Annotated in this window: 18 protein-coding genes; 8 read left to right on the top strand and 10 right to left on the bottom strand. The window is 70.6% G+C overall.

The genetic code is table 11. The features are described from left to right. Complete coding sequence (locus ACGFX9_RS23970; RefSeq protein WP_393475503.1) at positions 1-549, bottom strand: acyl-CoA thioesterase; 549 nt, start codon at positions 547-549, stop codon at positions 1-3. A gap of 129 nt (positions 550-678) precedes the next feature. Between ACGFX9_RS23970 and ACGFX9_RS23975 the strand changes: the two genes are divergently transcribed. Together ACGFX9_RS23975 and ACGFX9_RS23980 are read left to right on the top strand one after the other, a co-directional pair. After that, positions 679-2,019: an LCP family protein gene (locus ACGFX9_RS23975; protein WP_393475506.1), complete on the top strand. Its 1,341-nt coding sequence runs from the start codon at positions 679-681 to the stop codon at positions 2,017-2,019. 163 nt (positions 2,020-2,182) lie between these two features. After that, on the top strand, positions 2,183-3,337 hold the full coding sequence (locus ACGFX9_RS23980; RefSeq protein WP_393475508.1) for a dipeptidase: 1,155 nt from the start codon (positions 2,183-2,185) through the stop codon (positions 3,335-3,337). Positions 3,338-3,425: 88 nt separating this feature from the next. Here the strand turns inward: ACGFX9_RS23980 and ACGFX9_RS23985 are convergent, their stop codons facing one another. Next, positions 3,426-4,769 carry a UDP-glucose dehydrogenase family protein gene (locus ACGFX9_RS23985; RefSeq protein ID WP_393475511.1) on the bottom strand — a complete coding sequence of 448 codons (1,344 nt, stop codon included), beginning with the start codon at positions 4,767-4,769 and terminating at the stop codon, positions 3,426-3,428. Between the two features lie 188 nt (positions 4,770-4,957). On the opposite strand from ACGFX9_RS23985, the gene ACGFX9_RS23990 reads away from it, so the two are divergent. Then, positions 4,958-6,115 (top strand): acyl-CoA dehydrogenase, encoded by a 1,158-nt coding sequence (locus ACGFX9_RS23990; protein WP_393475514.1) that lies wholly within the window; start codon positions 4,958-4,960, stop codon positions 6,113-6,115. Between the two features lie 64 nt (positions 6,116-6,179). Here the strand turns inward: ACGFX9_RS23990 and ACGFX9_RS23995 are convergent, their stop codons facing one another. After that, positions 6,180-6,629 (bottom strand): MarR family winged helix-turn-helix transcriptional regulator, encoded by a 450-nt coding sequence (locus ACGFX9_RS23995; RefSeq protein WP_393475517.1) that lies wholly within the window; start codon positions 6,627-6,629, stop codon positions 6,180-6,182. 111 nt (positions 6,630-6,740) lie between these two features. On the opposite strand from ACGFX9_RS23995, the gene ACGFX9_RS24000 reads away from it, so the two are divergent. Next, positions 6,741-7,298 carry a quercetin 2,3-dioxygenase gene (locus tag ACGFX9_RS24000; RefSeq protein ID WP_393475520.1) on the top strand — a complete coding sequence of 186 codons (558 nt, stop codon included), beginning with the start codon at positions 6,741-6,743 and terminating at the stop codon, positions 7,296-7,298. Beyond that, entirely contained in the window at positions 7,295-8,194 is a 900-nt protein-coding gene (locus ACGFX9_RS24005) for an alpha/beta hydrolase fold domain-containing protein (RefSeq protein WP_393475523.1), read from the top strand. Before ACGFX9_RS24000 ends, ACGFX9_RS24005 begins: the two co-directional genes overlap by 4 nt. A 69-nt stretch (positions 8,195-8,263) precedes the next feature. Here ACGFX9_RS24005 and ACGFX9_RS24010 read toward each other — a convergent pair whose 3' ends face one another. The 3 genes from ACGFX9_RS24010 to ACGFX9_RS24020 are packed head-to-tail and all read right to left on the bottom strand — an operon-like array spanning position 8,264 to position 11,129. Then, positions 8,264-9,463, bottom strand: coding sequence for a dipeptidase (locus ACGFX9_RS24010; protein WP_393475526.1), 1,200 nt, complete (start codon positions 9,461-9,463; stop codon positions 8,264-8,266). 5 nt (positions 9,464-9,468) lie between these two features. Beyond that, positions 9,469-10,014: a 5-(carboxyamino)imidazole ribonucleotide mutase gene (gene purE, locus ACGFX9_RS24015; RefSeq protein ID WP_393475528.1), complete on the bottom strand. Its 546-nt coding sequence runs from the start codon at positions 10,012-10,014 to the stop codon at positions 9,469-9,471. After that, positions 10,011-11,129, bottom strand: coding sequence for a 5-(carboxyamino)imidazole ribonucleotide synthase (locus ACGFX9_RS24020; protein ID WP_393476550.1), 1,119 nt, complete (start codon positions 11,127-11,129; stop codon positions 10,011-10,013). Before ACGFX9_RS24020 ends, purE begins: the two co-directional genes overlap by 4 nt. A gap of 241 nt (positions 11,130-11,370) precedes the next feature. Between ACGFX9_RS24020 and ACGFX9_RS24025 the strand changes: the two genes are divergently transcribed. Further along, positions 11,371-11,901, top strand: a complete 531-nt coding sequence (locus tag ACGFX9_RS24025) for a GtrA family protein (RefSeq protein WP_393475531.1) — start codon at positions 11,371-11,373, stop codon at positions 11,899-11,901. Positions 11,902-11,915: 14 nt separating this feature from the next. Here ACGFX9_RS24025 and ACGFX9_RS24030 read toward each other — a convergent pair whose 3' ends face one another. Both ACGFX9_RS24030 and ACGFX9_RS24035 read right to left on the bottom strand, forming a co-directional pair. Then, complete coding sequence (locus ACGFX9_RS24030; RefSeq protein WP_393475533.1) at positions 11,916-13,193, bottom strand: ATP-binding protein; 1,278 nt, start codon at positions 13,191-13,193, stop codon at positions 11,916-11,918. Positions 13,194-13,365: 172 nt separating this feature from the next. Continuing rightward, a complete protein-coding gene (locus ACGFX9_RS24035) occupies positions 13,366-14,043 on the bottom strand; it encodes a response regulator transcription factor (RefSeq protein ID WP_351163139.1) in 678 nt (225 codons plus the stop codon). Between the two features lie 473 nt (positions 14,044-14,516). Here ACGFX9_RS24035 and ACGFX9_RS24040 point away from each other — a divergent pair, with 473 nt between their 5' ends. Next, on the top strand, positions 14,517-16,013 hold the full coding sequence (locus ACGFX9_RS24040) for a peptide MFS transporter (protein ID WP_393475536.1): 1,497 nt from the start codon (positions 14,517-14,519) through the stop codon (positions 16,011-16,013). Between the two features lie 174 nt (positions 16,014-16,187). Continuing rightward, entirely contained in the window at positions 16,188-17,024 is an 837-nt protein-coding gene (locus tag ACGFX9_RS24045; RefSeq protein ID WP_393475539.1) for an alpha/beta hydrolase, read from the top strand. Positions 17,025-17,196: 172 nt separating this feature from the next. Here ACGFX9_RS24045 and ACGFX9_RS24050 read toward each other — a convergent pair whose 3' ends face one another. Together ACGFX9_RS24050 and ACGFX9_RS24055 are read right to left on the bottom strand one after the other, a co-directional pair. After that, positions 17,197-18,495: a hypothetical protein gene (locus tag ACGFX9_RS24050; protein WP_393476553.1), complete on the bottom strand. Its 1,299-nt coding sequence runs from the start codon at positions 18,493-18,495 to the stop codon at positions 17,197-17,199. Next, the gene (locus tag ACGFX9_RS24055) at positions 18,495-19,643 is read right to left on the bottom strand and encodes a hypothetical protein (protein ID WP_393476556.1); all 1,149 of its coding nucleotides are present in this window, start codon (positions 19,641-19,643) and stop codon (positions 18,495-18,497) included. Before ACGFX9_RS24055 ends, ACGFX9_RS24050 begins: the two co-directional genes overlap by 1 nt. Positions 19,644-19,710: the final 67 nt, after the last annotated feature.

Below are 19,710 nucleotides of genomic sequence, written 5' to 3' on the forward strand. Positions count from 1 at the left end.
CTAGTCGTCGAGGCCTTCCGCGGCGCGTGCCTGCCGCAGCTCCTTGATGGCCCTGCGGCGCGCCAGACGGTGCGTACGCCGGATCTGGGCCTCCTGATACCGGCGCCGGTCGCGCTCGGTCTCCGGGAGCACGGGCGGGACGCCGCGCGGCTTGCCGTCCGCGTCGACGGCGGCGAAGACGAGGTAGGCCGAGCCGACCTGCTGGGCGGGCGTCGACTCGTTCCAGCGCTCGGCCAGGACCCGGACGCCGACCTCCATGGAGCTGCGGCCCGTCCAGTTCACCTGAGCCTTCACATGGACGAGGTCGCCGACCCGGACCGGCTCCAGGAAGACCATCTCGTCCATGGACGCGGTGACCGCGGGCCCGCCCGAGTGCCGTCCGGCGACGGCCCCCGCCGCGTCGTCCACCAATTTCATGATCACACCGCCGTGCACCGTTCCGAGGAGGTTGGTGTCGTTGTGGGTCATGATGTGGCTGAGAGTCGTACGGGACGCCGAGGTCGGCTTGCCCGGAATCTCCGATTCCGCGCTGGGGGCCAGGTCTGTCATGGGCTCCACCCTATGTCCGCCGTACGACAGGTCCTCCCCCGCCCGCTTTGCATCAGCTCTGCAACAGCCCTGCCCCGATTTCTCTTCGGCCCTGTGAGGCGCACAGCTCAAGACGGCACACTGGGCCACATGAGCGATTGGCCTGACGAGCAGGGCAACGGCCGGGGATACGGCCGTGGCAGCGGGAGTGCGCAGCCCGAGGGCGCCCGCGCGATGCGGCATGTCCAGCGCGGCGGGCAACCGGGACAGCCGGGCCGGGCGCGGGGAGGTGTCCCGCAGCAGCCCGACTACCCCGACTACAACGACGGCCACGGCCAGCCGTACGGCGACGCGCGCGACGACATGTTCGAGCCCCGAAGCCCCCGCCAGGACGGCTACGACAGCGGCTACAACACCGGCCAGGTCTACGGCGCCCCGAACGGGAACGGCCAGGGCCAGGGCAACGGCGGCGACGGTGACGGCTACGGCACCCGCGCGCCCCGCCCCGCCCCGAACTGGCGCCGCCGCCTCAAGATCGGCTCGATCACCCTGGTCGTGGTGCTGCTCGCGGTCTCCGTCGGCACGTACTTCTGGGCCGACTCCAAGCTCAAGCGCGAGGTCGACCTCTCCAAGGTCATCGAGCGCCCCGAGGGCGGCGCGGGCACGAACTACCTGATCGTGGGCTCCGACAGCCGCGAGGGCATGACCGCCGAGGACAAGAAGAACCTCCACACGGGCTCCGCCGCGGGCAAGCGCACCGACTCGATGATGATCCTGCACGTCGCGGACGACGGCGGGAACACGATGATCTCGCTGCCCCGCGACTCGAACGTGACGATCCCCTCCTTCAAGGGCGCCGAGTCCGGCAAGCTCTACCCGAACACCGGCCGCCAGACCAAGCTCAACGCGGCGTACGCGGAGGACGGACCCGAGCTGCTCGTCCGCACCGTCGAGTTCAACACCGGCCTGAAGATCGACCACTACGCCGAGATCGGCTTCGGCGGCTTCGCCAAGATCGTGGACGCGGTCGGCGGCGTCGAGATGAACATCCCCAAGGGCTTCAAGGACGAGAAGTCCGGCGCCGACTTCGAGGCGGGCAAGCAGACCCTCGACGGCAAGCAGGCCCTGGCCTTCGTCCGTACGCGCTACGCCCTGCCCGGCAGCGACCTCGACCGCACGAAGAACCAGCAGAAGTTCCTCGCGGCCCTGGCCAGCCAGGTGGCGACGCCGGGTACGGTCCTGAACCCCTTCAAGCTCTACCCCACGATGGGCGCGGGCCTGGACACGCTGGTCGTCGACAAGGACATGGGCCTGTTCGACGTGGCGTCCATGTTCTGGGCGATGAAGGGCGTCACGGGCGGCGACGGCAAGTCCATGAACATGCCGCTCGCGGGCACCGTCGGCAGCAACCTGCTGTGGGACAAGGCCAAGGTCAAGCAGATGGTGTCGCAGCTGAACAACGACGAGAAGGTGACCGTCTCGGGCGGCTGAGCCTGGTCACGCGTACGTGGGAGGGCCCCGCCGATCGATCGGCGGGGCCCTCTCACGTACCCGCGCCCCACCCCGTACCCCGAACGCTTCGCCTGCCGCGAAGCCGGGGCTCTCGCGTGTCACGGTGTTCAGGACTGCCACCCCGACCCCCCGGAGCACTGCCATGGCAGACCTGCAGGTCGAACTCACCGCCCCCGCCGAAGCCGGGGACCTGGACCACCCCTCCGTACCCGAGCCGCCACCCATACCCGAGCCCGTGCATGACACAGCGCCCGGACCCGGGGCAGCGCTCGAAGAGCTGCTGATCGAACCGGAGCAGCAGCTGCCGGACGCGCTCAGCCGCGCCCACGCGCTGCTCGCCGAACATCCCGTCGCCGACGGCTACAGCGGGATGCCGTGGGCGCTGCGTGAACTTCCCTGGTACGACCTCGAACTCGGCGACAGCGCCGTGGACGCCGATGTGCCGCGGCTGCGGGCGGGCGGTGTGGGGGCGCAGTTCTGGTCCGTGCACGTGCCGGAAGGTCTCGCCGCGGACCGCGCCCTGAGCGCGACGATCGACCAGATCGACCTCGTCAAGAGCGTCGTCGACGGCCACGACGAGGGGCTCCGTCTCGCCTGCTCCGCTTCGCAGACGGCCGACGCCCGGCACTGCGGCCGGATCGCCACCTTGATCGGCCCGGCGCGCGGCGAGGCGATCGGCGAATCGCTCGCCGTCCTGCGCGCCCTGCACGCGCTCGGCGTCTGCTCCCTCACGCTCTCCGGTACGTCCTGGGCGAGCCCGCTGGGGCTGAGCCAGTTCGGCGAGGAGGTGGTGCGTGAGCTGAACCGGCTCGGGGTGCTCGCCGAACTCACCGGGGCGCACGAGGCCACGGTGCGCCGGGTGCTCGCCGTCTCCAAGGCGCCGGTGCTGTTCACCCGCTCCGGGGCCCGCGCGCTGCGGGACACCCCGGAGAATCTCCCGGACGACCTGCTCGTCGCGGTCGGGGCCGCCAAGGGCCTGTGCCTGGTGCCGCTGGCCGCCGAGCAGACGGGTTCCTCGATACAGGAGGTGGCGGACCACCTCGAACATGTACGCCGCCTCGCGGGCCCGCAGTGCGTGGGCCTCTCGGGCATGTACGACACTTCGGCCGCCCACCCCGAGGGCCTGTCCGACCCCTCGGGCTACCCGCATCTCATCGCCGCGCTCATCGACCGCGGCTGGACGGACGCCGACCTCGCGGATCTGACGTGGGGCAATGTGCAGCGGGTGCTGCGTGGCGCGGCCTTCGCGGCGCAGGCGACGCGGGAGCGGGAGCAGCGCCGGCGGATGGCGGGCTGACGAGGCCGGTCCGGCAGGCGTGCCGCCTGCCGGACCGGGCCCCCGAACACGCCTCTCCCACCCGCCCGGTTGCCCGGGATCGAGCGCCTCAGGCCGAAGGTCGCCCCATGGCCCGGTAAGTCCACCCCGCCGCACGCCACACCGCGGGGTCCAACGCGTTGCGGCCGTCCAGGATCAACCGCTCCGAAGCCACCTCGCCCAGCGCCGCCGGGTCCAGCTCGCGGAACTCCCGCCATTCGGTCAGGTGCAGCACGGCATCCGCGCCCCGCACCGCCTCCACAGCGGACTCCGCGTACGCCAGCGTCGGGAAGAGGCGGCCCGCGTTCGCCATCCCCTTGGGGTCGTACACCGTGACCTGGCCGCCCTGGAGGTGGATCTGTCCGGCGACGTTCAGCGCGGGCGAGTCCCTGACGTCGTCCGAGTCCGGCTTGAACGTGGCGCCGAGGACCGCGACCCGCTTGCCCAGGAAGGACCCGCCGCCGAGCGCCTCGCGCGCCATCTCCACCATCTGCCCGCGCCGCCGCATGTTGATGGAGTCGATCTCCCGCAGGAACGTCAGCGCCTGGTCGGCCCCCAGCTCCCCGGCCCGCGCCATGAACGCCCTGATGTCCTTGGGGAGACAGCCGCCCCCGAAGCCGATCCCGGCCCGCAGGAACTTCTTCCCGATCCGGTCGTCGTACCCGAGCGCCTCCGCCAGCTTCACGACGTCCCCGCCCGCGGCCTCGCACACCTCCGCCATCGCGTTGATGAAGGAGATCTTCGTGGCGAGGAAGGAGTTGGCGGCGGTCTTCACGAGCTCGGAGGTCGGGAAGTCCGTCACGACGAAGGGCGAGCCCTCGCCCACAGGACCCGCGTACACCTCGCGAAGCAGCTTCTCGGCGTGCGCGCTGCGTACGCCTACGACGATGCGGTCCGGGTGCAGCGTGTCCTTGACCGCGAGGCCCTCCCGCAGGAACTCCGGGTTCCAGGCCAGCTCCGCCTCCTCGCCCACCGGCGCGGCGGCGGCCAGCTCACGCGCGAGCCGCTCCGCGGAGCCGACCGGCACGGTCGACTTGCCCACGACGAGCGCGGGCCGCGTCAGATGCGGGGCGAGCTGCGCGAAGGCGCTGTCGACGTAGCTCATGTCGCAGGCGTACTCGCCGTGCTTCTGCGGCGTGTTCACGCAGACGAAGTGGACGTCGCCGAAGGCGGCGACCTCGGCGAAGTCCATGGTGAAGCGGAGCCGCCCGCTCGAACCCTCGATCCCGGCGACATGCTTGCGCAGCAGTTCCTCAAGGCCGGGCTCGTACATCGGGACCTCGCCCCGCTGCAGCATCTCGATCTTCTCGGGCACGACGTCGAGGCCGAGCACCTCGAAACCGAGCTCGGCCATGGCCGCGGCGTGGGTGGCACCGAGGTAGCCGGTGCCGATCACAGTGATCTTGAGGGCCATGCGGTGCTCCAGGGGTCTACGGCCGTCAGTGCGGTGCCCGAGCATAGTCGGGCCTCTGACAGGGCACGTTCCCGCCGTTGCCACCCGCCGGCTGCCCGCTGTCGGCAAGCTCACGTATCCCTCGCGTGAGCCGCCCTCTAAAATTTGGGTTACTTAACGGTAATTAGCACCTTGGAGCGTGAGAGACCTTGGCCGGATCGGCTGATTTCGACCTGTACCGCCCGTCCGAGGAGCACGACATGCTCCGCGACGCGATCCGTTCCCTCTCCGAGGCGAAGATCGCGCCGTTCGCCGCGGCCGTTGACGAGGAGGCCCGCTTCCCGCAGGAGGCGCTCGACGCCCTCGTCTCCTCCGACCTGCACGCGGTGCACGTACCGGAGAGCTATGGCGGCACGGGCGCCGACGCGCTCGCGACGGTCATCGTGATCGAGGAGGTGGCGCGCGTGTGCGCCTCGTCCTCGCTGATCCCGGCCGTGAACAAGCTGGGCTCGCTCCCCGTGATCCTCTCCGGGTCCGAGGAGCTGAAGAAGAAGTACATGACGCCGCTCGCCAAGGGCGAGGGCATGTTCTCGTACTGCCTCTCCGAGCCGGACGCCGGTTCGGACGCGGCGGGCATGAAGACGCGGGCCGTCCGTGACGGGGACTCCTGGGTCCTCAACGGCGTGAAGCGCTGGATCACCAACGCGGGCGTCTCCGAGTACTACACGGTGATGGCCGTGACGGACCCGGAGAAGCGCTCGCGCGGCATCTCGGCCTTCGTCGTCGAGAAGTCCGACCCCGGCGTCTCCTTCGGCGCCCCGGAGCGCAAGCTCGGCATCAAGGGCTCGCCGACCCGCGAGGTCTACCTCGACAACGTTCGCATCCCCGCCGACCGCATGATCGGCGAGGAGGGCACGGGCTTCGCCACGGCGATGAAGACCCTGGACCACACCCGCATCACGATCGCGGCCCAGGCGCTCGGCATCGCGCAGGGCGCGCTCGACTACGCCAAGGGCTACGTCAAGGAGCGCAAGCAGTTCGGGAAGCCGATCGCCGACTTCCAGGGTGTGCAGTTCATGCTCGCGGACATGGCGATGAAGGTCGAGGCGGCCCGTCAGCTGACGTACGCCGCGGCGGCCAAGTCGGAGCGCGGCGACGCCGACCTCACCTTCCAGGGCGCGGCGGCGAAGTGCTTCGCCTCGGACGTCGCGATGGAGGTCACGACGGACGCCGTCCAGCTGCTCGGCGGCTACGGCTACACCCGTGACTACCCCGTGGAGCGCATGATGCGGGACGCGAAGATCACGCAGATTTACGAGGGCACGAACCAGGTCCAGCGGATCGTGATGGCCCGCAACCTGCCGTAGCCTGCGGCGCGTTGACGTTCCAGTCGCCCTTCCCCCACTCAGGGGGGGAGGGCGATTTCGCGATTCAGGCGTCCTGCGCACCCAGGACCGGCGGGCTCCCCCACGGGACTTCAAGCGCAGCCCGCAGCGCCACCGCCGCCTCGTGGCCGATCCGGGCGGCGAGTTCCTCCTCCAGGCGGTGCAGGACGCGACCCGCTTCGCGGTGCGTGCGCTCACCCTCCGCCGTACGCCGGATCAGCCGCTGACGACCCGAAGAGGGATCCGGGACCTGCTCAAGGAGACCGGCGTCGACCAGGCCGTGCACCGCCTGGTGGGCGGTCTGCCGGGTGACGCCCATGCGGCGCGCCAGCTCGGACACCGTGGTGCCCCGCTCATCCAGGACCGCGAAGAGGCCGGCCTGGGTCGGGGACACATGCACCTCCCCCGCCGCCTCCAGGGTCGCGAGGAGCGCGTCCTCGAACCAGCGCCGGGCGTCGCCGAGGAGCTGGGGGAGGTTACGGCCGGTTGCGTGCATGCGGTGAGCCTATGGGTTCGGGGCTGACGCTTGCCCGTCGCGGGCTCGCTATGTCAGGCTACCTGACGTTCCTGTTTCCGTTCCTCGTACGAAGCCAGCCCCTGGAGAGCCATGACGATCGAGTACGCCACACGTCACCGGCGCGCCTCGCACATCCCGCCCGAGCCGGGCAAGCCCTACGTCATCGAGAAGGGCCACGGAGACCGCGCCCATCTCTTCGGCGACCTGGTCACGGTCTACGCGGGCGGCGAGCAGACCGAGAACGCCTTCAACTTCTTCACCGTGGAGGGCCCCCGGGGCGATCTGATCCCGGCCCACGTGCACGCCGACACCTACGAGATCTTCTACGTCACCGCGGGCGCCGTCCGCCTCTTCGTGGAGGACACCGAGGGCGAACAGCAGGAGAAGCTCCTCACCCCCGGCGACTTCGGCTTCGTACCGAAGAACTGTCCGCACGCGTACCGCATGGAGCGCCATCACAGCCAGGTCGTCGGCGTCGCCGCCGGGCCCGGAGGTACCTTCGAGCGGTTCTTCGAGAACCTCGGCGCACCTGCCGAGGGACTCGGCCTGCCGCGCGAACCTCTCGTGCCGAGCCCCGAGAAGTTCGCCACCGTCCCCAAGGAGTACGACGTGCGCTTCCTGCCCGACCACGAGTGGCGCACCCGGTGAGCGCGATCCCGCCCGGCCTCCTCCAGGCCATCGGCGCGCCCCACCCCGACATCGCGCCCCTGCCGCCCGCCGCGCCCACCGCACCGGACGTGCGGGTGCTGCGCGGGGTGCCCTACGGCCTGGTCGACGGCGGCCGGCCGCTGGAGCTCGACCTGTGGCTTCCCTCGGCGGCGGACCGCGCCCAAGGGCCCGTCCCCCTGGTGCTCTTCGCGCATGGCGGTGCCTGGCGGCGCGGGCGCCGGGACGACATGGGGATGCGGACCCGCGACTGGTCCCCTGGCCCCTTCGCGCGCATCGCCGCGGCGGGCTTCGCCGTGGCCTGCGTCGACTACCGGCTCAGCGGCGAGGCCATCTTCCCCGCCCCGCTCGACGACCTGCGTACCGCGCTCGGCTGGCTGACGCTGCGTGCGGCGGAGCTCGGCGTCGACACCGCGCGGACCGTGGTGTGGGGCGAGTCGGCGGGCGGACATCTGGCCTCCCTCCTCGCGCTCGGCACCGAAGCCGTCGGCACCGAAGCCGCCGGCGCCGTGATCTGGTACGGCCCGAGCGACCTGACCGAGGCCCGCGGCGCGTTCGACCCGCGGAGCCCCGCGACCCCGGAGGCCCTGCTCCTGGGCGCCGCCCCCGCGGCCGTGCCCGAACTGGCCCGCGCGGCAAGCCCCGTGGCGCAGGTACACGGCGGAGCCCCGCCCTTCCTCCTCATCCACGGCGAGCAGGACACGATGGTCGCGACCACGCACAGCGAGGCGCTCGCCGCGGGGCTGCGGGAGGCCGGGGCGCGGGTCGAGCTGCGTACGGTGCCGGGCGCCGACCACGGCTGGTACGGCCTGCCCGAGGACGAGGTGGAGGACGTCTTCGCCCACTCGCTGCGGTTCGCGCGAGAGCTCGTGGGCTGAAAAAAGTGGGCTGAAAGAAGGGGCGTTGGCAGCCGGTCGGCTGCCAACGCCCCTTCTCTCATCCGGCCGTCAGCCGTCCAGCTGCTGAAGCGTCGCGTTCGACGGCCCCCGAAGCGACCGCACCTCCCGCGACACGTCCTCCGCCGCGCCGAGGACCCGCACCGCGTTCCGCCACGTCAGCTTCGCGAGGTCCTGGCGGGACCAGCCGCGGGTGAGCAGCTCCGCGATCAGGTTCGGGTAGCCCGCGACGTCGTCGAGGCCGTCCGGGGTGAACGCCGTGCCGTCGTAGTCGCCGCCGATGCCGATGTGGTCGATGCCGGCCACCTCGCGCATGTGGTCGAGGTGGTCGGCGACCGTCGCGGCCGTGGCGACAGGGCGCGGGGTCGTCGCCTCGAAGGCCGCGTGGACCTTCATCGCGTCCGGCGTCGTGTCCAGGTGGTGGAAGCCGTGCGCCCGCATGTTCTCGTCGGCCGCCGCCGTCCAGTCGACCGCCGCCTGGAGCACGAACTTGGGGACGAAGGTGGCCATCGCGACGCCGCCGTTCGCGGACAGCCGCTCCAGTACGTCGTCCGGGATGTTGCGCGGGTGATCGCACACCGCCCGCGCCGACGAGTGGGAGAAGATCACCGGGGCGACCGAGGTGTCGAGCGCCGCCCGCATCGTGGTCGCGGCCACGTGCGAGAGGTCCACCAGCATGCCGATCCGGTTCATCTCCCGGACCACCTCGTGGCCGAACGCGGAGAGGCCGCCGACGCCCGGCTCGTCCGTCGCCGAGTCCGCCCAGGCGATGTTGTCGTTGTGCGTCAGGGTCATGTAGCGGACCCCGAGCGTGTGCAACGCCCGCAGCGTGGCAAGGGAGTTGTTGATGGAGTGGCCGCCCTCGGCGCCCATCAGGGACGCGATGCGCCCCTCGCCCCGCACCGTCTCCATGTCCGCGGCCGTCAGCGCGCGCCGCAGATCGGAGGGGTAGCGCGCGAGCAACTGGTCGACGCAGTCGATCTGTTCGAGCGTGGCGCTGACCGCCGCGTCGCCCGTCATGTCCGTACGGACGTAGACCGACCAGAACTGCGCGCCGACGCCGCCCGCCCGCAGGCGTGCGATGTCCGTGTGCAGGTTGCCCGTCTGGTCGGATGCGATGTCGAGGCGGTCGATGTCGTAACCCGCCTTCTCGCGCAGTGCCCAGGGCAGGTCGTTGTGGCCGTCGGCCACCGGGAACTCGGCGAGGAGGGCGCGGGCTTCGTCCAGCGCCGCGCTGTCGGGTGAGGTCACGCCGCTCACTTTCCCGAGCCGAAGCCGAAGCCGGAGCCCGCGCCTTCGACCTTGGTGCGCAGCCGCTTGCCCTTCTCCGTGGCCTGCTCGTTGAGCTCCTGCTGGAACTCCCGCATACGGCCGAGGAGTTCGGGGTCGTGCGCGGCGAGGATGCGGGCCGCGAGCAGACCCGCGTTGCGCGCGCCGCCCACCGAGACCGTCGCCACCGGCACGCCCGCGGGCATCTGCACGATGGACAGGAGCGAGTCCATGCCGTCGAGGTACTTGAGCGGTACGGGGACTCCGATCACCGGGAGCGGCGTCACCGAGGCCAGCATGCCCGGCAGATGTGCCGCGCCGCCCGCACCCGCGATGATCGCCTTGAGGCCGCGGTCCGCGGCTTCCTCGCCGTACGCGATCATCTCGCGGGGCATGCGGTGCGCGGAGACGACGTCGACCTCGTAGGGAATCTCGAACTCGTCGAGAGCCTTGGCCGCGGCCTCCATGACCGGCCAGTCGGAGTCGGAGCCCATGACGATGCCGACTACGGGGGCCACTACAGGTGCGGTCATTCGACGATCGTTCCTCTGAGATAGCCGGCTGCGTGACGGGCGCGCTCGAGCACCTCGTCCAGGTCGTCGCCGTAGGTGTTGACGTGGCCGACCTTGCGTCCCGGCTTCACGTCCTTGCCATACATGTGGATCTTCAGCTTCGGGTCGCGCGCCATGCAGTGCAGATACGCCTGGTACATGTCCGGGTAGTCGCCGCCCAGGACATTGACCATGACCGTCCACTTCGCGCGCGGGCGCGGGTCGCCCAGCGGCAGGTCGAGCACCGCGCGGACGTGGTTGGCGAACTGGGAGGTGATCGCCCCGTCCTGCGACCAGTGGCCGGAGTTGTGCGGGCGCATCGCCAGTTCGTTGACCAGGATGCGGCCGTCGCTCGTCTCGAAGAGCTCGACGGCCAGGTGGCCGACGACCCCGAGTTCCTTGGCGATACGGAGCGCGAGCTCGCTCGCCTCTCCCGCGAGGTCCGGGGAGAGGCCGGGCGCCGGTGCGATCACCGTGTCGCAGACGCCGTCGACCTGCTGCGATTCGACGACGGGGTAGGCCACGGCCTGGCCGTGCGGGGAGCGGACGACGTTCGCCGCGAGCTCGCGCACGAAGTCGACCTTCTCTTCGGCGAGTACGGGGACACCGGCCCGGAAGGGATCTTCGGCGTCGTCGAGGGAACGTACGAACCACACCCCCTTTCCGTCATAGCCGCCACGCACCGTCTTGAGGATCACGGGGAAGCCGGTGCCCTCGGCCGCGAAGGCGGCCACATCGGCCACGTCCTCCACGATCCGGTGGCGCGGACACGGCACGCCGATCTCCATGAGCTTCGTGCGCATCACGCCCTTGTCCTGGGCGTGCACCAGCGCGTCGGGCCCCGGGCGCACGGGGATGCCGTCCGCCTCCAGGGCCCGTAGATGCTCGGTGGGTACGTGTTCGTGATCAAAAGTGATCACGTCGCAGCCCCTCGCGAACTCGCGCAGCGTGTCGAGGTCGCGATAGTCGCCGATGACGACATCGCTGACGACCTGCGCCGCGGAGTCCTGAGGGGTGTCACTGAGGAGCTTGAATTTCAGGCCGAGGGGAATACCCGCCTCGTGGGTCATGCGGGCGAGCTGACCGCCGCCGACCATGCCGACTACCGGGAACGTCACACCCCCAGGGTATCGGCCCGTATCAGCCACTCGGGAACGGCCGGTTTCCGCGCCCCGCACGGCCTCTCCCGTCACAGAGCCGCCACAGTGTGGAGGCGTCCCCGCGCGAGGGGCCGGGGTCGCTGGTTAGCATGGCTGGGTTGACGCGACCGAATCACCAAATACGTCGACGTGACGACGAGACCGGAACGAATCGACGACGGGGGTTGGGGCGACCACCATGAAGGAACGTGGCGCACTACGGGTGCGACTGGACCAGCTCGCGCGCGAAGTCGCCAAGTTCGGGGCCGTGGGGGCGCTGGGCACGCTGGTGAACTTCGGCGTGTCCAATCTGCTGTGGCACACCACTGAGCTGCAGGCCGTGCGCGCGAACGTGATCGCGACGGTCGTCGCCATCGCCTTCAACTACGTGGGTTTCCGTTACTTCACGTACAGGGACCGTGACAAGAGTTCCCGTACGAAGGAGCTCACGCTGTTCCTGATGTTCAGCGCGGTCGGCCTGGTGATCGAGAACGGCGTTCTGTACGCGGCGATCTACGGCTTCGACTGGGACAGCCCGCTCCAGCGCAACATCTTCAAGTTCGTGGGCATCGGCATCGCCACCTGCTTCCGCTTCTGGTCCTACCGCAGCTGGGTCTTCAAGACGCTCCCCGCGCAGGAGGCCGTCGCCCATGCGGAATCGTTCCTGGAGGACGGCTCCAAGGCCGTGGCGGCCGACGAGAAGCGCCCCGCGGGGCGCGGCACGCGCTAGGTACCCAGCTGGGCCTAGCGCACCGTCTCCTCGGGCTCCTGGGCCCGCTTCTGCGGCGGCGTACGCGACAGGAACAGGCCGAACACCGGCGGCTTCGTCTGGAGCATCTCCAGGCGGCCGCCGTCCGCCTCCGCCAGATCGCGGGCGACAGCGAGGCCGATCCCCGTGGAGTTGCGGCCGCTGATGGTGCGCTCGAAGATCCGCGCGCCGAGGTCGGCCGGGACACCGGGGCCGCCGTCCGTGACCTCGACGACCGTCTGGTTTCCCGTGACGCGGGTGCGCAGGGCCACGGTGCCGCCGCCGTGCATGAGCGAGTTCTCGATGAGCGCGGCGAGGACCTGCGCGACCGCGCCGGGGGTGCCCACGGCCCGCAGATGGCGCTTGCCCGAGCTGACGATGGCGCGGCCCGCGCTGCGGTAGGCCGGGCGCCACTCCTCGAGCTGCTGCTTGATGACCTCGTCCAGGTCGAAGGAGACGGCGGAGCCGGTGCGCGGGTCGCGTGAGTTGGTGAGCAGCCGCTGCACCACGTCGGTGAGGCGCTCGACCTGCGCGAGCGCGATCGTGGCCTCCTCCTTCACCGTGTCGAGGTCGTCGGTGACGGTGATCTCCTCCAGGCGCATGGACAACGCCGTCAGCGGCGTACGCAGCTGGTGCGAGGCGTCGGCGGCCAGGCGCCGCTCGGCGGTCAGCATGCGGGCGATGCGCTCCGCGCTGCCGTCCAGGACGTCCGCGACCCGGTCGAGCTCGGGAACCCCGTACCGCTTGTGGCGGGGCCTCGGGTCGCCCGAGCCGAGGCGTTCCGCGGTCTCCGCGAGGTCGGTGAGCGGGGAGGCCAGGCGGTTGGCCTGGCGCACGGCGAGCAGTACGGCGGCGACGATCGCCAGCAGGGCCACCGCGCCGATGATCAGCAGGGTGCGGCCGACCTCCTGGGTGACCGCGGTGCGCGGCTCCTCGACGGTGACCTTCTCGCCCTCCTCGCCGTCGGCGGTGTCGCGGATGACGTCGCCCGTGGGGCGCTTGCCGATCTCGACGGAGGGGCGGCCGGGGATCTCGATGAGGGCGTAGCGTTCGGCGTCGACCGCGGCGATGTCCCGCAGGATCTCGGCGTTGATCCGCTCGTCGCTGATGAGCCTGCTGTCGACGATGCTGGCCAGGCGGAGCGCCTCGCTCGTCACTCGGTCCTGGGCGCCGCTGCTGATGGTCCTCGTCTCGACGATGACGAGGCTCACCCCGAAGACCGCGATCACTACGAGGACTACGGCGAGGGTGCTGCTGATCAGTCTGCGGCGCATGCACCCAGTGTCCCGGATCGGATATCGGCATGGGCCCCGTCAGGGGCGCGGGGAACTGCGCGGCCGACCACGACGGACCCGCGGACGCGTCTGCCCGCAGCGGTTCCACGGCGGGTGCGGGTGTTCTTGGGTTGCTCGCGCAGTTCCCCGCGCCCCTTACGGGGCGCTGCCCCTAGCTCTTCTCGAAGCGGAAGCCGACGCCCCGCACCGTGGCGATGTACCGAGGGTTGGCCGCGTCGTCGCCCAGCTTCTTGCGCAGCCAGGAAATGTGCATGTCCAGGGTCTTGGTGGAGGACCACCACGTGGTGTCCCAGACCTCGCGCATCAGCTGGTCACGGGTGACCACCCGGCCCGCGTCCCGGACCAGGACCCGGAGCAGGTCGAACTCCTTCGCGGTGAGCTGGAGCTCCTCCTCGCCCATCCAGGCCCGGTGCGACTCGACGTCGATCCGCACCCCGTGCGTGGCCGGCGGCTGCTGCGGCTCGGCGGCCCCGCGCCGGAGCAGGGCCCGGACCCGGGCGAGCAGTTCGGCGAGGCGGAAGGGTTTGGTCACGTAGTCGTCGGCGCCCGCGTCAAGGCCGACGACGGTGTCCACCTCGTCGGCGCGGGCGGTCAGGATGAGGATCGGCGCCGTGTGCCCCTCCGCGCGGAGGCGGCGGGCCACCTCCAGGCCGTCCATGCCGGGCAGCCCCAGGTCGAGTACGACAAGGTCGACGCTGCCCTGCAGTCCGGCGTCGAGGGCGGTCGGGCCGTCCTCACGGACCTCGACCTCATAACCCTCCCTGCGCAGGGCACGGGCCAGCGGCTCCGAGATGGACGCATCGTCCTCGGCGAGCAGTACACGGGTCATGGGGTGATGGTAGTCCGCGACGGACGAGCGTCGTGGGGCGATCGCCCAGTGATCGTCGACGCCTGCGGCTATGGGGTGCGATCCTGTGGATCACCTTCAAATGTGGGCTGTTGGTTCCAGCCGTACCTGTGATCCATCTCTCAAGTCCTTCCATATGCCGCACTGTCGTGGCGTATGGTGACCCAACGCCTGATGCACTACCCAAGGACCTTTGGCCCGCTGTGCGGCCTTAGGTCTCTTTTATGTGCAGGCCGGCTTCTGCCGGCCTTGAAGGAATGACCTGTGGTCGGGCCCTGCGCGTGAAGAATGCGCCCAGGGTGTGGATCTCGGAGTCACCGTCCTGCGCTTTCCCCGAAACGAAGCGCGAACACCCCCCGGGCGTGGAGGTGAGGACGGCATGACCCCGGTGCCGACCGCCCCCCACCGGGCGCGCCTACGCTCCTGCGCCGCGTCCCGAACACGAGGATCGACCCATGGCGTCCAGCCTGACGAAGGACTCCGCCAGTACCCCTGGCTCCGAGAAGACCTTCTTCGGCCACCCCCGCGGACTGGCCACACTCTTCATGACCGAAATGTGGGAGCGGTACAGCTTCTACGGCATGAAGGCACTGCTCCCGCTGTATCTGATCGCCCCCGGCGGCATGAACATGAGTGCCACGACGGCGACGGCGATCTACTCCGTCTACATGTCGATGGTCTATCTCCTCGCCATGCCCGGCGGCTGGATGGCCGACCGCTTCTGGGGACCGCGCAAGACGGTCGCCATCGGCGCCGGCGTGGTCATCCTCGGTCACATCACGCTCGCGCTGCCGAGCTCGGTGACGTTCTTCGCGGGCCTCGCGCTCGTGGCGCTCGGCTCCGGCCTCCTGAAGGCCAACATCTCCACGATGGTCGGCCACCTCTACGACGGCCCGGAGGACCCGCGCCGTGACGGTGGCTTCACGCTCTTCTACATCGGCATCAACCTCGGTGCCTTCCTCGCCCCGCTGACCATCGGCACCGTCGGCGAGAACGTGAACTGGCACTTCGGCTTCGCGCTCGCCGCGGTCGGCATGGCGCTCGGCCTCGCCCAGTTCATGCTCGGCTCGCGTCACCTGAGCGGCGAGAGCAGTGTCGTATCGAAGCCGGCGACGGCCCAGCAGCGGTCGTCCGCCCTGCGCACCGGCCTGATCTGGATGATCGTCGCGGCGGCGCTCTACACGTTCCTCGCCGTGACCGGCAACTTCGCCGACTGGGCGCTGATGCCGCTCACCATCGCAGGACTGGTCATCCCGATCGCCGTCCTGGTCCGCATGAAGCGCGACAAGGAGCTGACGAACCTGGAGCAGTCCAAGCTCTCGGGCTACGTCTGGTTCTTCATCGTCGCCGCCGTCTTCTGGATGATCTACGACCAGAACGGCTCGACCCTGTCGATCTTCGGCGAGGGCTCGACGACGAACAACCTGCTCGGGTTCCACTTCCCGACCTCCTGGTACCAGTCGCTGAACCCGATCTTCATCATGGCGCTCGCCCCCGTGGTCGCCTCGGCGTGGCTGTGGCTGAACAAGCGGGGCAAGGAGCCGAGCACGGCCGTCAAGTTCGCCTCCAGCCTCACGCTGATCGGCATCTCCTTCGCCGTCTTCCTGATCCCGCTGATCGACACCGCCAACAACGGCGGCAAGGTCAGCCCGATGTGGCTGGTGGCGATCTACTTCATCCAGACCGTCGGCGAGCTCTGCCTCTCCCCGGTCGGCCTCTCGGTGACCACGAAGATGGCGCCGGCGAAGTACAGCGCGCAGATGATGGGTGTCTGGTTCCTCGCGGTCACCGCGGGCGACTCCGTGACCGGTCTGCTGACGTCTCCGCAGCTCGGCATCGACCTGAACAATTCGGGTGCGGTCGCCGTCGAGGCGATCATCGCGGTCATCGCGGGCATCGGCATCTGGATGAACCGCAAGAAGGTCAAGGAACTGATGGGTTCCGTGAACTGACGTCCGCCGCGCCCTGACAGGGCCGCCGGACGACTGCGAGGGCCGTCGCACCCCAGGGTGCGGCGGCCCTCGCGTACGTCCACTCGCGCGAACAGGGGATCGTTCGCTCACCCGTGGCGGTGACGCGGAACGTTTCTGTGCCGGTCGCGGGGCCGGGCGGTGGAGCATCTGGCCATGCGTCGTACGTTGCCGGTCCTCGCCCTGTGTGTGGCGTTGCTGTCGTCCAGTGCCGCGGTCGAGGCGGCACCCGAGTCGTTGCCCGTCCGGACCTTCTCGTACGGGGGGCACGCGCGGCAGAACATCACCGTGTACGGCGGCGGGTCGTCCGGGAGCCGCCCCGCCCTGATGATCCTGCACGGCGGCTCCTGGGTGCGGGACACCGACTGGAGCGCGCGGGCCCGGTGGTTCGCGGCGCGCGGGTTCACCGTCTACGACACCGACTACCGCCTCGCGTCCGACGCCGCCTGGCCCGCGCAGCGCGACGACGTGCTCGCGGCCCTGCGGTGGGTGAAGCGGCGCGGCGGCGGCACCCCCCTGGTGCTCGGGTCCTCCGCGGGCGGGCATCTCGCCGTCAGCGCCGCGACCTACGGCGCCGGGCGCAAGCGGGTGCGCGGCGTTGTGGCCCTCTCCCCCGTCGCATCGCCCTACCGCGCCTGGACGGACGGCGGGATGCGCGCCGCCTCTCCCGCACAGCGCAAGCTGCGGCGTACGTCGGAGCTGCTCGCGGGGTGCGTGCCGGACCGGGCCTCCGGGCGGTGCTGGAAGAAGTGGGTCGACCTGGTGGCCAAGTCGCACGCCTCCGGCAAGGACGACGCGCCCCTCTACCTCACGCACTCGGCGGCGGACTTCGTCCCGGTCGCCCACTCCACAGACCTCGCGCACGCGCAGAGGGTGGCGGGCCTTCGGGATGTCACCGTACGCATCGAGCCGGGCTCCGCCCACGGAGGCGTACTCCTGAGAGACCCTGCGGTCGCGCAGGCCGTCCTGAGGTGGCTCAGGAAGCACACCTAAGGGGCGACGCCCCTTCCCTTTAGGGGCGCGGGGAACTGCGCGAGCAACCCAAGGCGACCCGCACCCGCCGTCGGACCGCCGTAGGCAGACGCGTCTGCGGGCTCCTCGCCGTGGGCCACTGCGGGCCGTCGACGGCTGGTCGCGCAGTTCCCCGCGCCCCTTACGGGGCGCTTCAGCGCAGGCCGCGCCTCCGCCCGGGGAGGAACGTGAAGACCGCGCCGCCCAGCAGAATCACTGTTCCGGCGACGAGGCCGAGCGCGCGCAGGGTGCCGTCATGCTCGGCACCGGTCTCGGCAAGACCGCCGCCGGTGGTGGACCCGCCTGCCGAGCCGGAGCCACCGGCCGACCCTGAACCGCCGGCCGCGCCGCCAGGCTGCGCGGCCGTATCGATCTCCAGGGACACCTCGGCCTTGGCCGGGGTGCAAGTCGTCGTCGTACCAAGGGCCTTGACCGTGAGCACGCCCGGCGAGAGCGTCGACTTGCCGTCGGCGCCCGGCTTGTACGTGCCGGTGAGGTCAGGGATGGTCATCGGGTCGCCCGACTTGATGGGCTCCTTGTTGGTGGGGCCCTCCACCGCCACCGTGCCCTTGTCCGCGCCGCCCAGCTTGACCGCCATCGACGGCTTCACGGAGTCCGCGGGGATGTCGGCGGGGCTGTCCATGACGGACTTCTTGAACTGCACCGTGAGGGCGTAGTTCCCGCCGTCCTTCTTGGCGTCGATCTGGACGGGGGACGTGGCGTCCTTGTCACCGATGGGCGTCTTGCACTTGTAGGGGGTCTGGACCTCCTTGCCGGGGAAGTCGGTCTTGCCGCCGTCGTCGCCGCCGGTCGAACCACCCGAAGTCGAGCCACCGGACGTGGAACCACCGGACGTCGACCCGCCCGACGTAGAACCGCCCGACGTAGAACCGCCCGAACTGCCGCCGCCCTCCGTCACCTTGATGGTCGCGCCCGCCTTCACCTGCTCCTTCGGCGTGCACTTGGTGTCCGTCGACACCGGCTTGCTGACGTTGATGTTGTACGCGTCCGGGGTGAGCGTGACGTCGCCCGCCTTGGTGAGCTTCAGCTTGCCCTTCATGTCGGACAGGACCATGGGGCTGTTCTTCTTGATCGGCGGGTTGACCCGCTCGCCCGCCACCGCGAGGGCACCGCTCTGGCCGCCGCCCAGCTTGATGGTGCCGGTCGGTTTCACCGTGTCCTTGTCCAGGTCGAGGACGTCCGGGTTCTTGGACGCGGCCTGCGTCGTCTTCCATACGACATCGACCTCGTCGCCCACCTTCGCGGTGGCCGGCGCGGTGATCTCCACCTTCGTGGTGCCCTGCACGGGCGGTAGGCCCGAGATGGACGGCGGTATGCACTCCGTCTTGTACGCCGTCTCGGCCGCCTGCGCGGGGCCCGCGCCCAGCAGGATGCCCGCCCCGCCGAGCAGCAGCGAGACCGAGGCCGCGCCCGCTCTCCGTCGTGTGCTGATCACGTGTTTCCCTTCGTCGTCGGGCTGTTCTCTGACGGTGCGGAGAGCTGTCCGGCGGGTGCGGTCGGTGCGGTCCCGGCGCCGGGGTCTGTATCGGGGGTGAACCACGGGAGGGTGCCCGTGTTCGCGGCGGTGTCCTTACTGCCGGACGCGCCGGGCGGCTTCGTACGCGATGTGGGCGGCGTACGGGCCGCCCTGTCCGCGGCGACCGCCCCCTGGGGCAGCCGCAACTTCGGGAGCCGGTCGGTGAGTTCGGAGATCCTGCCGGTGCGGTGGCGTCCCGCGGGGCGCGATCCGCGGCGGCGGCCCGGGCGCAGCTTGTCCACCAGCGCCATGCCGATGCGGAAGACGGCCGCCGGTACGACGACGCAGAGCAGGATCCAGAAGACGGTGACACCCCAGGGGCGGCCGACGCCCCAGGGCTGCTCGGCGAGGACCTTGCCGCCGAACTTCAGGGAGACCAGGTAGTCGCCGTGCGCTCCGGCGGAGAGTTCCACCGGGAGCTTGATCTGGGCCTTCTTGCCGGGCGCGATGGTGCCGCGCCACTGCTGCTCCTCCCACTGCGGTGCGAACACGCCGTGGGAGGTGCCCACTTGGAAGACGGGGTTCTTGACGGGCGCCGAGCCGACGTTGCCCACGGTGAAGACGAACTTGCGGGAGGGCGGTGCGCCGAACCAGGTCAGGACCCCGCTCGAACCGTCAAGGCCGGTGTCGGTGAGGACGGAGAGCCTGCCGCCGCCCTGCTGTTTCGGCAGCGGTTCCACGGGGTGGCCCGCGACCTTGAAGGCGGCGTCCGCCAGGGCCTTCTCGCCGGTCACCGTCGCCACGTGGACCACGCAGGGGCAGGGCTTGGGCGGTTCGGCCACCGGGAGTTTCTTGCTGAAGGCGCCCTTGCCGTCCGTGGTGACGGCGCGGCCGGTGTCGTTGGCGCAGGAGTTCGTGCCGCCCGGCACGCCCCTGCCCGGGGTGGCCTGGCCGCAGACGAGCATCATCAGGAGGGCGTCCGGGCGCCAGCCTTTGCCGGTGACGGTGATGTCGCCGCCCTTTCCCGCCTGGGTCTTGGAGAGGGTGACGGTCGGTTTCTCGGCGGCGGTGGCCCCCGCCGCCGGGAGCAGCAGGAAGGCCAGTGCCGCGAGGGCGGCGGCCACGGCGACGTACACCCTGCCGCCCCGGCCACCGGCATCCGGCGGCGGGGTCTTGGGCCCGCCCTTCCCC

Origin of the sequence: Streptomyces sp. NPDC048436, assembly GCF_043200355.1 — a bacterium.
Taxonomy (GTDB): Bacteria; Actinomycetota; Actinomycetes; order Streptomycetales; family Streptomycetaceae; genus Streptomyces.

Coding starts and splice junctions, on each gene's coding strand:
- ACGFX9_RS23970 (WP_393475503.1), bottom strand. CDS start 549: ATGACAGACCTGGCCCCCAGCGCGGAATCGGAGATTCCGGGCAAGCCG.
- ACGFX9_RS23975 (WP_393475506.1), top strand. CDS start 679: ATGAGCGATTGGCCTGACGAGCAGGGCAACGGCCGGGGATACGGCCGT.
- ACGFX9_RS23980 (WP_393475508.1), top strand. CDS start 2,183: ATGGCAGACCTGCAGGTCGAACTCACCGCCCCCGCCGAAGCCGGGGAC.
- ACGFX9_RS23985 (WP_393475511.1), bottom strand. CDS start 4,769: ATGGCCCTCAAGATCACTGTGATCGGCACCGGCTACCTCGGTGCCACC.
- ACGFX9_RS23995 (WP_393475517.1), bottom strand. CDS start 6,629: ATGCACGCAACCGGCCGTAACCTCCCCCAGCTCCTCGGCGACGCCCGG.
- ACGFX9_RS24000 (WP_393475520.1), top strand. CDS start 6,741: ATGACGATCGAGTACGCCACACGTCACCGGCGCGCCTCGCACATCCCG.
- purE (WP_393475528.1), bottom strand. CDS start 10,014: ATGACCGCACCTGTAGTGGCCCCCGTAGTCGGCATCGTCATGGGCTCC.
- ACGFX9_RS24020 (WP_393476550.1), bottom strand. CDS start 11,129: ATGGTCGGCGGCGGTCAGCTCGCCCGCATGACCCACGAGGCGGGTATT.
- ACGFX9_RS24025 (WP_393475531.1), top strand. CDS start 11,371: ATGAAGGAACGTGGCGCACTACGGGTGCGACTGGACCAGCTCGCGCGC.
- ACGFX9_RS24030 (WP_393475533.1), bottom strand. CDS start 13,193: ATGCGCCGCAGACTGATCAGCAGCACCCTCGCCGTAGTCCTCGTAGTG.
- ACGFX9_RS24035 (WP_351163139.1), bottom strand. CDS start 14,043: ATGACCCGTGTACTGCTCGCCGAGGACGATGCGTCCATCTCGGAGCCG.
- ACGFX9_RS24040 (WP_393475536.1), top strand. CDS start 14,517: ATGGCGTCCAGCCTGACGAAGGACTCCGCCAGTACCCCTGGCTCCGAG.
- ACGFX9_RS24045 (WP_393475539.1), top strand. CDS start 16,188: ATGCGTCGTACGTTGCCGGTCCTCGCCCTGTGTGTGGCGTTGCTGTCG.